We start from the raw sequence: 12,355 nt of genomic DNA, 5'->3' as shown, positions 1-12,355 counted from the left end.
CATGGGAGTTGGATACGGGTCTACAGCCCTTTTAATCTCACCATTTAGGAGGTCGCTCTACTATGAAGTTTAAAGCTCAAGACAAGCAAAATCAACTCATTGAAAACATTACCGTTCATCATTTGGTCATTGGCGTAGACATCGCCCAAGAAGTCCATGTGGCCCGCGCGGTCAGCTTTCGTGGGATTGCTTTGGGAACTCCGCTCGAATTCGGTAACCATCGTGAAGGGTTCGATCTGTTCGAACGCTGGATCCAAGATCTACTCAAATCCTACAAACTTAGCAGCGTCATAGTTGGTATGGAACCCACTGGCCACTACTGGTTTAGCCTGGCACGTTGGCTCCTCGATCAAGGCATGGAGCCCGTTCTGGTTAATCCTCATCTCGTCAAAAAGAACAAGGAAAACCGAGATAATACACCGTCTAAAAGTGACCATAAAGATGCGCTTGTCATAGCAGACATGGTCAAAAACGGGTACTACTCCCCTGTTCGTTTTCATCCCGAAGATTACGAGGAACTACGTATTCTAATGGCGAACCGAGAGACGGTTACCAAGCGCCTCAACGCTGCGGTTAATCAGATTCATCGCTGGGTAGACATTGTTTTCCCTGAACTTCGTCAGGTTTTTAAAATCCTCACTTGCACCAGTGCAATCGCAACACTCCGACTCTTCCCCTTGCCAAAAGAGATCCGTCTGTTAAATACGGAACAGGTCCTTGCCGGTTGGAAGCAATATGTAAAGCGTCATGCTGGAGTTAAACGTGCTGAGCTACTCATTTCACTTGCGAAATCCAGTGTGGGTGCCACTCAGGCACTCCACGCATACAAGCTCCATCTTGGGCAATTGCTCGAAGAATATGACCTGGCCCAGCGCCAGCTTGAACAAATTGAGCATGAGCTCCGCCTCATTCTTAAGCGTATTCCTTATGCACAGAAGCTCCTTGAAATACGAGGCATCTATGTTACGAATCTAGCTGGTGTACTCGGTGAGGCTGGTGATCTAAGCGGATATACGCACGGAAATGCTTTACTGCGTCATGCTGGGTTAAATCTAGCTGAAGCTAGCTCCGGGAAATGGCGAGGAAAGATGGTGCTCAGCAAACGAGGCCGGCCACGTTTACGTCATTTTCTTTATCTCATGACAATGAGTATGGTTATGACAAATCCGGAGATACGAGCGGCACATCGTTATAATGTAGAGGAAAAGAAACTGAAGAAGATGAAATCCATTATGAAATTAATCGGTAAAGTAGCGAGAATGCTAGTCGCATTGGCTAAAAGCAGTACCGCTTACGAACCGATCAAGGTATTCCCACAAGCAGCATAAAACCAATTAATCCTCATCGACTCATGCATTCGCAGGATAACAAGAAGCACGGAGTATCGGGAGACGTTACGCAAAAGGGCTCGGACCCGTTCCGTTAGAAAGACCGACCTCCACCCCTTAGTTAGATGTGACGAAGGAATGAAAGGGCTATGACCCGTTGAGACATGGGAGTGAGAATCGCTAGGGCGAAGTGGAGACGTGCATATAATGGAACAATATGGGTGATCCTTATTCACCCTTATTTACGCATGCCCAATTCCCCATCTCCCAGCCACCGGCTCCTTCATCATCCTCTTCATCACTTTAACTACAGGATGAAATCCTGCGAATTCATGAGTCTGAGTGAGGAAACTGAATCATTTCGAGGGAGCTTAACGACATGACGCGCGGGTCCGACGGACTTCGCCATGCAGAATTGTCTGCCTGATTGCTCTTCCTAGAAATGCTTCGGACAGAATCAAGGAGTGAATGCGACTCAGCAGGAAAATGGTGTTACAGGATGTCAACGCCTTCTTAGAGTTACTACTATATAAATCACAATAATAAAGTATCAATGATTTGATGAAATTTCATTCTATTCTCGTCTAATTCAGATATTCCATATCCTTTCATAAACTCATCTATTTCTTCTTTCCTATCTGTATAATAAGTAAGGCTTTTTACAAGATAATAAATATCATAGTATGGATCTGATATCCCTGATGCTCCTAAATCAATAAATGCTTCAATACGTCCATTATTTATCATAACGTTTCCAGATCCATAGTCACCATGGGTAAAAACTAGTTCCTCTGTCGACGCTTTATTCATGGGGTACCACCAACATTTTGACATGAAACCCACTCTAATACATTAAATGGAAAATAAATAAAATGGTTTCCTACGTTAAGTGTCAAATCGTCTCTTTGACCATGATGACTAACGTCTCTGTTTTATTAAAAGTAATACTATAATACAAATCAGTTATGATCCCAAGAATAGACAATCCTGTCTCTTTGGTAACAAACTTTGTGCTAAGCTGAATTATGACTTAAAAAAAATAAGGTAAGGCCTTTCTACCTGCCTGCCCATTATTTTCTAAAATTAAGTAAAATAATTCTTAACGCCAAACCTATTACGAGTCCCAGTGGCAAAGATAGAATCGGTAACCAAATCGGTCCAAGTAACATCCCAAATATTTTTAAATTTGGGGAATAAATGACCCCAACCGTTACGAAATAAGCAGCAAATACGAACGGAAGAAATGAATAGAGAGCTTTCGCTCCCCCGACATTTCGGTAACCATCCCACATTGCAAACATATAAAGACACGGATAAAACATCAGCCATTGGTAATTGGTTTGCTCGATCGCTTGGTTTATTTCGCCATGAAAACTCAAAAGAATTGCTTTATTAAAGTTCGCTTGAACGTTGATAAGTAACTCCAAAGCAATGAATAATATTCCTTTCACGTATTTACCGCTTAAGAGCTGACCAAATCCTGGAAGGGCTATATTCCAAAGCAATATTTCAACAGAACGGTCGTCTTTTCTCATTTCCTTCCTACTTTACATTCACTTGTGAAAAACTATGTTTTTATTTGTAATCTATGTTTAATCCCATTTCTAATCTTTTTGCATAAGAAATGCTATGTAGCAAGTTTCCCCCATTTCCTTCCTTGTTTGTAAAAGAACATAAAAGAGGTTTTTATTATATACAACTTAACCCAAATTCTTATGTGCTTGCTAATTGATCTCTGTCGGTTGCTTGAGGCGGTTGCTCTAACCATTCGTTCTCAATCATAATATTCGTTCCGTCTTCCGCAAATTGTGAAATTTCTGCCGTTAGTCTAACGTAATTGGCTCCTAAATCACGTCTGGGGCTCAAACTGAGTGCTCTGCCATAATGGGCAATTCCTATGGCGTTTAATGTGGCAGTTTGGAACATCATCAGTTTATCTGAAAATGGCGTAACTGTTGACTCAGTCGGCATTGTATCCCATGCACTAGCTGAAGGTAGAAATTCTTTACTTAATAATGAACCAAAAATTTCAACATGCTTGTCAGCAATATCTCTCCCTCTTACCATATAATCACGGACTTGTTTGGATTTCGCGACCTGACTAAATCCCATAAGTAATGTTCGTCCTAACTGATTTTGTATCAGATTAAAATAAATTTGGGACATTTCAATCGCGTTTAAAGGGCGTCGATGACCGAACCATCCAGCTATATAACTTTGTTTTTGAACATATTCCACTTTTTTTGAAACAGGGATAAATGGTGCTCGGATGAAAGTTCCCTTTGTTAACATGATTTCCGTAGCCTTATTAAGAAGCCTTGCTGATTCATTTAAGCATTCAGTAAAGTATTCACATATATCCAAACGGGCACAATTTGACAAACTCATGGTGTAAAATTCCATCCCCATTTTTCCTACATTTTGAATATAAAAAAGGTAAAAATCATCCGTAAATAAACGAGGAGCTTCTTTATTAACATCTGTATTTAGGGGTAGCGTCAGGAAAATGCGGATTTACAACGATAAGGAAACTTTTCCTATAAAAAAAGCCGATTTCAAGGAATCGACTGTTGAACTAAAGCACCCGTTACTTTAAGTATACTAATTCACAATCCAAATTATAATTTTAACATAAGTTGCCAATTCCTTAGTTATTTATCAGAGGAATTAGCTTAGTTATTAGGGCGTGTTTTGCTAATGAATTATTCAGTTGACACAAATTTATGTCATCTTGGTAAAATAAGTGCCAAATAAGTAGCCATTTCTCTTTCTTTTTGTAGATAAACATTGTTAAACCAACAAAAATTAGCAATCCATTTTATATGCTAATGGGATTGCTAAAAGGTTTGTTATTTTATGTTTTGTACTATTAAACCGAACCAGGTTAGTATGATGGCACGCTGCTCTGCTTATATTTATTCAGTATGAAGTAACAATTGATCTAAATCCATTATTTTAATTTTCTTTTTCGGTAACTGTTTAATCAATCCAAGTTCTTCTAGAGTAGTAAATTTACGGCTGATTGTTTCTGGTGTGGTACCAAGATACGAGGCTAAATCCTTTTTGGACATTGGTAAGGTAACCGTTGGACTATTGCCACTTCCCTTTTCAACATTTTCAGCTAAAAAGGATATAATGCGGGATTCTACATTTTCAATTGCTACTTGTGTGGTTTGTTTTTCAGAATCCTTCAAACGTATCGTTACTTCTGACAGTATTTTTAATGGGATCTGCGGATATTCCACCAAATACTTCTGTAAATCCTCTCGTTTAATTAAACAAATGGATGTATTTTGTAGTGCTTCCGCATAATTTTCATGAACACTTCCAGGTTGGAAAATGGCCACTTCACCTGTAAAATCACCTGGATTTAAAATGCGAACAAGTTGTTCTTTTCCGGAATCCGATAAGCGGTAAATCCGAGCCTTACCTGAATTGATAATATATAAGGTGTCATCTTCCTCACCTGCACGGAATAACATTTCCCCTTTTTGTAGATGAAGTGTCTTGGCAGATTCCGCAATCAAATCCATTTGTGAGTCTTCCAGATGGTTGAAAATGGGAACGATACGAATACATTCTGTATGTCCATGTTGGTGATGACAACATTGATTTTGTTCCAAAATAACCTCTCCTTTTTATAAAAAGCCCAAGAGGGCATCTTAGGCTTCCATTCTATTTACTCGATTAAGCAGGTTTTACCTTTGATTTGACAACAGGATATCCTAAGTCTTCAATTGATTTTTCGATATCGTTAATAGCGACTGCATCTGAATCAAAGTCTACTTTTACTTTACTTGCATTGAATAATACTTTCAAGCTACCTTGATGAACACCGTTTATTCCTTTCACCGCATTTTCAATCTTTTGCATACAAGATGGGCAAGATAAGGTTTCTAATTGAATGGTTGCTTTTTGCATAAATCATTTCCCCTTTCTTATTTTAACGATCGTAAACCAAGTTCATTCTTTTGGTTTTGAGTTATTTTAAGCCTGATAGGCATTATCTACTTCTGATAACATTTCGTAGGTGCCTGCATATGTTTCACAAACATCTCCAGGAATGGTGTAGTTGTCTGTGATTTTTCGTAATTGAGCAAATTCAGCATCTAAGTCAGGTTTGTTCGTACCTGCGTCCTTTATCTTTTTACTGATTTTATCGAATAGTTCACGTACTTCAAAGGCTTCTGGATGGTTCTTACCATGGGCCCGTGTAATCGCAGTAGTGTATAAATCCAGTTTTTCAAAATGGTTTGTTATTATTTCGTTAAATGTTTGTTCAGACATTATTATTTCCCTCTTTCTATAAATAATTTTTGTTATGTGTGTTTGTCTTAGGCAGATTTTACTTTTGATTTAACGACGGGGTATCCTAAGTCTTCAATTGCCTTTTTGATATCGTTAATGGTGATCGTTTCTGAATCAAAATCTACTTTTACTTTACTGGCATTGAATAATACTTTTAAGCTATCTTGATTAACCCCGTTTAATCCTTTCACCGCATTTTCAATCTTTTGCATACAAGATGGACAAGATAATGTTTCTAATTGAATAACTGCTTTTTGCATGAATTATTTCTCCTTTCATCTTATCTTTGATTTTTTTGTTTTCCCTCTTCTTCTTTACAATTTAAGTATAGCTCAGGTTCAACGAAATGAAATTGACGCAAATCAAGTTTTAAGAAAAAAGTAGGGGAGTATTTTGTTCTTCCTACCTGAATACTTCCCCTTTATCATTCATCAAGACCGCTTTCTATTAAAATTATTCTCTCAACCGGTATCGAAGCAATCTCATACCATTCAAGATGACTACTAAGATACTTGCTTCGTGAACCAACATCCCGATTGACATATTCATCCATTCACTAAATAGTAGGCTGGCAAGTAAGACTACTACCACACCAACTGCTATGGTAATGTTCTGTTTCATGTTTCTTGAAGTTGATTTTGTCAAGCCTAATGCGTGTGGTAAACGACTAAAGTCAGAATTCATTAAAACGACATCCGATGTTTCAATTGCAACATCTGTTCCACTTCCCATGGCGATTCCGATATCCGCTAAGGCTAATGAAGGACTATCATTCACTCCGTCACCGACAAAGGCAATGATTTGGCCTTTTGCTTGCATTTTTTCAATATATGCTGATTTTCCTTCTGGAAGCATATGACCGTGTGCTTCTGTTAATCCAAGTTCTCGAGCAACTAAATCTACGGTTCCTTGGTTGTCCCCTGAAAGAACGACTAGGTTTTTGACTCCAAGTTTTTTTAGGTTTTGAAGATTTTTTTTAACACCTGGGCGGATTTGATCCCGAATACCCATCAGAACTTTTAATTCTCCGTCGACCGCAGTTAACACAAGAGAATTCCCATTTTTCTCAAAGCGTTCGACATCTTTTTTAGCTTTTTCACTTAATTTCACATTATCTTTTTCCATTAAAGCTACGTTACCAACGGCTATACGATGAACACCTATTTTTGCTACAATTCCGCCACCTTTAACGACTTCGGTTTCTTCAACAGTAGATAAAGTTGTCTCGCCAATATCCTGTAGGACAGCTTTTGCTAGTGGGTGGTCCGATTCACGCTCCACACTTGCTAAGTAACCTAGAACTTCTTCAGTATTGTTTCCGTAAAATTCTTTTTCGGCAACTTCAGGGTTTCCTACTGTCAATGTTCCTGTTTTATCAAAAACGATAGTATCTACTCTGCTAAAGTCATTGATAACTTCACTACCTTTTAGGAGGACACCATTACGTGCACCGTTTCCGATACCGGCAACGTTGGATACAGGAACCCCGATAACTAATGCACCTGGACATCCTAAAACAAGAATCGTGATAGCTAGTTCAATATCTTTTGAGAATAGCCAAACAATAAAACCAAGGACTAAAACAGCTGGTGTATAATATTTAGAGAATCGATCAATAAACCGCTCTGCTTCTGATTTGGAATCCTGTGCTTCTTCAACTAATTCGATAATTCTACCAAATGTTGTATCTTCCCCTACACGGTCAGATTGAATTTGAATCGTTCCATTTTCTAAGATTGTTCCCGCAAATACTTCAGAATCAACCTTTTTGCTTACTGGAACTGACTCTCCGGTAATACTTGCTTCATTGATGTGACCTTCACCTGTTAACACGGTTCCATCTACGGGGACTTTTGCACCCGTTTTGACTAATAAAATGTCACCTTCACCTACATCATCGACATCAACTTCTTCAAATTCTCCATTTTCCATTTGCTTTAAAGCACTTTCTGGTGCCAGCTCTGTTAATTCTTTAATGGCAGAACGTGTTTTGTTCAAGGTACGTTGCTCCAAGTAAGAACCAAATAAGAATAAGAAAGTAACGATGGCTGATTCCTCATAATTTTGAATCAATACTGCCCCAATTACTGCAATGGTAACTAAAACATCAATACTGACAACTTTTACTTTTAATGCCTGATAGGCTAGAATCGCAATTGGTGCTACACCAAGAATAGATGCAATGATGAGCGACCAATTGAAAATGGCCATGTTGTCTAAGGAAAATCGTCCGAAGAATGCAAGTGCAATCAAAATTGCACTGATCAGTGTAATGGAATTCTTTTTACTTAATATATATCTTTGCATGTTGATTCCCTCCAATTTCATTTTCATTTGTATTCCTTGTTGATGACTCTAGTATAGGATGTTTCTATGAAATAAAAATTGATTCGGATCAAGTTCTATTGTAAAAGTGAAAAATTATAAAAGAACAGCAAACTAAAACGCTCAGAAAATATTCTGAGCATCTTTATCTTAATATTTAATTTTTCTTCTTCAACTAAACTGCACCGTTAGTTTAAGTAGAAACCTTCACAATCTCAATAGAGTAAAGACTATTGAGACATATCCAAAATACCTCTAAATTAGGATTTACAATGTCTCATAAGACTTGTATCAAATTGCTTAACGTTGTAAATTCGCATTTTCCTGACGCTACCCCATTTACTGAAAATCCGTCTGGAATGGGATGTTGTTCCTCGGTGAAAATAGATTGTAACTTTTGAACGTGCGCTTGAGAAAGCTGTATTGCAAATTCAAGAATGGAACGAATTTCTGTATCGTCCACATGGGACAAGAAGCTTCCAATTGTGCAGATTGCTGAGGTGTCACTCATATAATTCGACCAAAGGTTCGCAATTTCAGCCGATGTTAATTCTATCTTATGGTTTGTTACCAATACCATAACCTCCCAAAAGCAATTTAATCTTAATTTCCCCTCCCAAAGCATTATTATTCATTTATGTAAATAAGAACATGAGAAGTTACTATTAAATCAAACTTCCCTTTAACGAACGTTTTAGGGATGAATTTTTATTTATCAGTAATTCACTAATTTTTGTTGTTTTACCTTCCCTAAAACCTTCCCTTTAACATCTTCCCTAAAATTGACGATTTATCCGAATTAGGGAATAATTGTTTCAGAAGGAGAGGATAAAATGGGGAAAATTTTTGGGTATGCACGTGTTTCTACTCAAGACCAAAACTTAGATCTTCAAATTGACTCTTTAGAGAAAGCAGGCGCAGCTGTTATTTACAAAGAGAAAATGACCGGAACGAAAAAAGAACGCCCAGAATTAGAGCAACTTCTTAAGGCTATAAGTGAAGGAGATTCTGTGGTCGTTTATAAATTGGACCGTATTTCAAGATCTACAAAGCACCTTATTGAGTTGGCCGAAACCTTTGAAGACAAAAAGGTCAATTTTATTTCTATACAGGATAGCATTGACACATCAACAGCTATGGGACGCTTTTTCTTCCGAACAATGGCGAGCATCGCTGAATTAGAACGGGATATTATCAGTGAACGTACAAAATCCGGATTACAATCTGCAAAAATGCGAGGTCGGAACGGTGGAAGACCCTCAAAGGATCCTAAGTTGGTGGAACGTGCTTTAAAACTACATTCTTCAAATCAATATAGCATCAAAGAAATTACAGATATGACGGGTGTAAGTAAATCTGTTTTGTATCGAGCTTTGGAAAAAATTTAAATCTTTGATGAATAGGGGGCATTTCCTATGTACCTGAGAGCAAGAGAACTACTTACACCTGATCAAAGAAAGGATTTTTTGACAATCCCTTCTACTTTAAGTAATTGGGAACTGGCCTACTACTATACCCTTACACAAGATGATATTGAGGTAATAAGGCGTAGAAGAAGAGATCATAATCGATTGGGATTCGCTATTCAAATCTGTCTTTTTCGTTATCCAGGTTGGACAATTTCAGATATTAAAAGTATTCCTGATAAAGTGATAAACTATGTTGCTAAACAGCTACAAGTAGACCCAAATGAATTTAAACTATATTCCGAACGAGAGCAAACGAAACATGAACATATGGAAGAAATACGAAAATATTATGGCTTTACCAATTTTTCTGTCCATTTATATCGTGTTATTTCACAGACACTGCTCCCCCATGCAATTGAAAATGGTAACTCCATGTTCTTAATAAGGATGACTTTAGAGGAAATGAGAAAGCGAAAAATCATATTGCCAGCTATGACAACGATTGAAAGGTTAGTATGGGAAACACGCCGAAGGGCAGAGGAAAAAGTATACAACTCACTATATAAACCGTTATCTCAATGGCAAAAACAACAATTGGAGAAATTAATTGATACCCCATCTGATAAATCAAAAACTAAGCTTGGATGGCTCAGGGAAATACCAGGTCAATCATCGCCAGATGCCTTTCTAAAAGTAATCGAGAGATTAGAACTTGTCCGTTTATTCAATCTTTCAAAAGGGAGAGAAACTATTCACTCGAATAGGCTTCTTCAGCTTGCTAGGCTGGGCGCGCGATATGAACCTCATTCTTTTCGAAGATTTAATGAGAATAAAAGATACGCTATTCTTGTAGCTCACATTTTAACTCTTAGTCAGGATTTAATCGATCAAGCTATTGAAATTCATGACCGACAAATTATGATCTTACAATCAAAGGGTAGAAAAGCACAAGAAGAACTGCAAAAGCAGAATGGGAAATCTATCAATGAAAAGATATTGCACTTTGCGGATATTGGAGAAGCTTTAGTAAAAGCACGAAATGAAGGGCTAGATCCATTTAAAGTATTAGAGAAGATAATGCCTTGGGAAAAGATCGTTGATTCTATAGAAGAAGCAAAACGTTTAGCTCGTCCTATGGACTACGATTACTTAGATTTGTTAGTCACCCGGTTTACTTACCTTAGAAAGTATACACCTATACTACTTAGCAAATTGGACTTCCATACAACTCAGGCTTCTGAACCTTTATTTCGCGCTATTAATGTCTTACGTGAAATGAACGAAAATAAGAAACGCCATGTTCCCGAAGGCGCACCATTGGATTTTGTACCAAAGAGATGGAAAAAATATGTGTATGATGAAGATGGAAATATTAATCGAAAGTATTATGAATTAGCAGCATTAACCGAATTAAAAAATCATATCCGTTCAGGAGATATATGGGTTGTGGGAAGCAGGTTACATAAGGATTTTGAGGAATACTTGGTCTCCAAAGATAATTGGGATGAAACTAAGAATACAGGCAACAGGTTAGCCGTTGGTATGTCTGCTCAAGAATATATAATTGAGAGAAATGCATCTTTAAATGAAAGATTAGATTATATCCTGGAAAACCTTGATTCTCTTGAGGGGATAAGTATTGACAAATCAAGGATACGGCTAGACCGTTTAGAGAAAGATACACCGGAAGAAGCCAAATCTCTTAGCCAAACTTTATATAACATGTTACCTCGGGTAAAACTTACTGATTTATTGATGGAAGTTTCCAATTGGACAGGATTTGATGAACACCTAACTCATGCATCTAATAACCGCCCTCCTAAGGGGGAAGAAAAGTCTATTGTAATGGCTGCGATTATGGCTATGGGGACGAATATCGGCCTGACTAAAATGGCTGAAGCGACACCGGGAATCACCTATCATCAGTTAGCTAATGCAGCCCAATGGCGATTACATGAGGATTCTTTAAGTAAAGCTCAAGCAACTTTGGTAAATTTTCAACATCACCTTTCTTTATCAAAACATTGGGGAGATGGTACTACCTCTTCTTCAGATGGAATGCGTGTACAAGTTGGCGTTTCTTCTCTTCATGCTGATGCTAACCCACACTATGGAACAGGGAAAGGCACTACTATCTATAGATTCACCAGTGATCAATTTTCTTCTTTTTATACAAAGGTTATTAACACAAACGCTCGAGATGCCGTCCATGTTATAGATGGGTTGCTTCATCATGAATCAGAATTATCCATTGAAGAGCATTATACGGATACAGCTGGTTATACTGATCAGGTTTTTGGATTAAGCCATATATTAGGTTTTCGCTTTGCTCCTAGAATGCGAGATCTATCAGACTCTAAACTTTATGTCATGGATAAATTCAATGATTATTCAAAGATTGATAGCATTCTACGAGGGAAAATCAACATTAAGGTTATTCAAGATAACTATGATGATGTCTTACGATTAGCACATTCCATACGTGAAGGTAAAGTGTCGGCTTCACTTATTTTAGGAAAGTTAGGGTCTTATTCTCGACAAAATAAAATGGCAACAGCATTGCGTGAGATGGGCAGAATTGAAAAAACAATCTTTATATTAGACTATATTTCAAATGAAACCTTACGTCGGCGTGTCCAAAGAGGATTAAATAAGGGCGAAGCTATGAATGGATTGGCAAGAGCCTTATTTTTTGGGAAACGTGGAGAGTTAAGGGAAAGAGGATTGCAAGATCAACTTCAACGGGCTAGTGCCTTAAATATTCTTATAAATGCTATCACAGTTTGGAATACAGTTTATCTCACAGAAGCCACAAAGATATTAAAAGCAAAGGGATTATTAAAAGAGCAGTTATTACCTCACATTTCTCCATTAGGTTGGGAACACATTAATTTGTTAGGAGAATATACATTTGATGAAAAAAAGGTACCTTCAAATGAATTGCGTCCATTAAAGATATAAAGATTCGGCTGATTTTTCCTTAGA

General features: G+C 37.7%; 12 protein-coding genes. 3 read left to right on the top strand and 9 right to left on the bottom strand.

Features of this window, described 5'->3' with window-relative positions:
- Window positions 1-62 precede the first annotated feature (62 nt).
- On the top strand, window positions 63-1,328 hold the full coding sequence (locus tag NYE58_RS36855) for an IS110 family transposase (protein WP_036684113.1): 1,266 nt from the start codon (window positions 63-65) through the stop codon (window positions 1,326-1,328).
- A 534-nt stretch (window positions 1,329-1,862) separates the two neighbouring features.
- Here the strand turns inward: NYE58_RS36855 and NYE58_RS36850 are convergent.
- From NYE58_RS36850 to NYE58_RS36810, 9 genes are all read right to left on the bottom strand, one after another.
- Entirely contained in the window at window positions 1,863-2,138 is a 276-nt protein-coding gene (locus NYE58_RS36850) for a phosphotransferase (RefSeq protein ID WP_076179624.1), read from the bottom strand.
- 260 nt (window positions 2,139-2,398) lie between these two features.
- Window positions 2,399-2,863 (bottom strand): hypothetical protein, encoded by a 465-nt coding sequence (locus tag NYE58_RS36845; RefSeq protein ID WP_076179623.1) that lies wholly within the window; start codon window positions 2,861-2,863, stop codon window positions 2,399-2,401.
- Window positions 2,864-3,041: 178 nt separating this feature from the next.
- Window positions 3,042-3,830, bottom strand: a complete 789-nt coding sequence (locus NYE58_RS36840; protein WP_256715961.1) for a DUF3231 family protein — start codon at window positions 3,828-3,830, stop codon at window positions 3,042-3,044.
- Between the two features lie 413 nt (window positions 3,831-4,243).
- On the bottom strand, window positions 4,244-4,951 hold the full coding sequence (locus NYE58_RS36835; RefSeq protein ID WP_076179622.1) for a Crp/Fnr family transcriptional regulator: 708 nt from the start codon (window positions 4,949-4,951) through the stop codon (window positions 4,244-4,246).
- 64 nt (window positions 4,952-5,015) lie between these two features.
- The gene (locus NYE58_RS36830; protein ID WP_031538006.1) at window positions 5,016-5,249 is read right to left on the bottom strand and encodes a heavy-metal-associated domain-containing protein; all 234 of its coding nucleotides are present in this window, start codon (window positions 5,247-5,249) and stop codon (window positions 5,016-5,018) included.
- Window positions 5,250-5,315: 66 nt separating this feature from the next.
- Window positions 5,316-5,615, bottom strand: a complete 300-nt coding sequence (locus tag NYE58_RS36825) for a hypothetical protein (RefSeq protein WP_031538007.1) — start codon at window positions 5,613-5,615, stop codon at window positions 5,316-5,318.
- Window positions 5,616-5,662: 47 nt separating this feature from the next.
- Complete coding sequence (locus NYE58_RS36820; RefSeq protein ID WP_033827363.1) at window positions 5,663-5,896, bottom strand: heavy-metal-associated domain-containing protein; 234 nt, start codon at window positions 5,894-5,896, stop codon at window positions 5,663-5,665.
- A 193-nt stretch (window positions 5,897-6,089) separates the two neighbouring features.
- Complete coding sequence (locus NYE58_RS36815; RefSeq protein ID WP_031538010.1) at window positions 6,090-7,943, bottom strand: heavy metal translocating P-type ATPase; 1,854 nt, start codon at window positions 7,941-7,943, stop codon at window positions 6,090-6,092.
- A gap of 295 nt (window positions 7,944-8,238) precedes the next feature.
- Window positions 8,239-8,535, bottom strand: coding sequence for a DUF3231 family protein (locus NYE58_RS36810; protein ID WP_076179621.1), 297 nt, complete (start codon window positions 8,533-8,535; stop codon window positions 8,239-8,241).
- 259 nt (window positions 8,536-8,794) lie between these two features.
- Here NYE58_RS36810 and NYE58_RS36805 point away from each other — a divergent pair, with 259 nt between their 5' ends.
- The gene (locus NYE58_RS36805; protein ID WP_076316038.1) at window positions 8,795-9,349 is read left to right on the top strand and encodes a recombinase family protein; all 555 of its coding nucleotides are present in this window, start codon (window positions 8,795-8,797) and stop codon (window positions 9,347-9,349) included.
- Window positions 9,350-9,376: 27 nt separating this feature from the next.
- Window positions 9,377-12,331: a Tn3 family transposase gene (locus NYE58_RS36800; protein WP_076179619.1), complete on the top strand. Its 2,955-nt coding sequence runs from the start codon at window positions 9,377-9,379 to the stop codon at window positions 12,329-12,331.
- The last annotated feature ends 24 nt before the right edge of the window (window positions 12,332-12,355 follow it).

The sequence above is a fragment of the Paenibacillus sp. FSL L8-0708 genome, from assembly GCF_038009325.1.
GTDB lineage: Bacteria > Bacillota > Bacilli > Paenibacillales > Paenibacillaceae > Paenibacillus_AQ > Paenibacillus_AQ odorifer.
This window is presented reverse-complemented; position numbering and strand designations above follow the sequence as displayed.

What these genes read in the sequence shown, in the direction of transcription:
- NYE58_RS36855 (WP_036684113.1), top strand. Translation starts at nt 63, where the DNA reads ATGAAGTTTAAAGCTCAAGACAAGCAAAATCAACTCATTGAAAACATT.
- NYE58_RS36850 (WP_076179624.1), bottom strand. Translation starts at nt 2,138, where the DNA reads ATGAATAAAGCGTCGACAGAGGAACTAGTTTTTACCCATGGTGACTAT.
- NYE58_RS36845 (WP_076179623.1), bottom strand. Translation starts at nt 2,863, where the DNA reads ATGAGAAAAGACGACCGTTCTGTTGAAATATTGCTTTGGAATATAGCC.
- NYE58_RS36830 (WP_031538006.1), bottom strand. Translation starts at nt 5,249, where the DNA reads ATGCAAAAAGCAACCATTCAATTAGAAACCTTATCTTGCCCATCTTGT.
- NYE58_RS36825 (WP_031538007.1), bottom strand. Translation starts at nt 5,615, where the DNA reads ATGTCTGAACAAACATTTAACGAAATAATAACAAACCATTTTGAAAAA.
- NYE58_RS36820 (WP_033827363.1), bottom strand. Translation starts at nt 5,896, where the DNA reads ATGCAAAAAGCAGTTATTCAATTAGAAACATTATCTTGTCCATCTTGT.
- NYE58_RS36815 (WP_031538010.1), bottom strand. Translation starts at nt 7,943, where the DNA reads ATGCAAAGATATATATTAAGTAAAAAGAATTCCATTACACTGATCAGT.
- NYE58_RS36805 (WP_076316038.1), top strand. Translation starts at nt 8,795, where the DNA reads ATGGGGAAAATTTTTGGGTATGCACGTGTTTCTACTCAAGACCAAAAC.
- NYE58_RS36800 (WP_076179619.1), top strand. Translation starts at nt 9,377, where the DNA reads ATGTACCTGAGAGCAAGAGAACTACTTACACCTGATCAAAGAAAGGAT.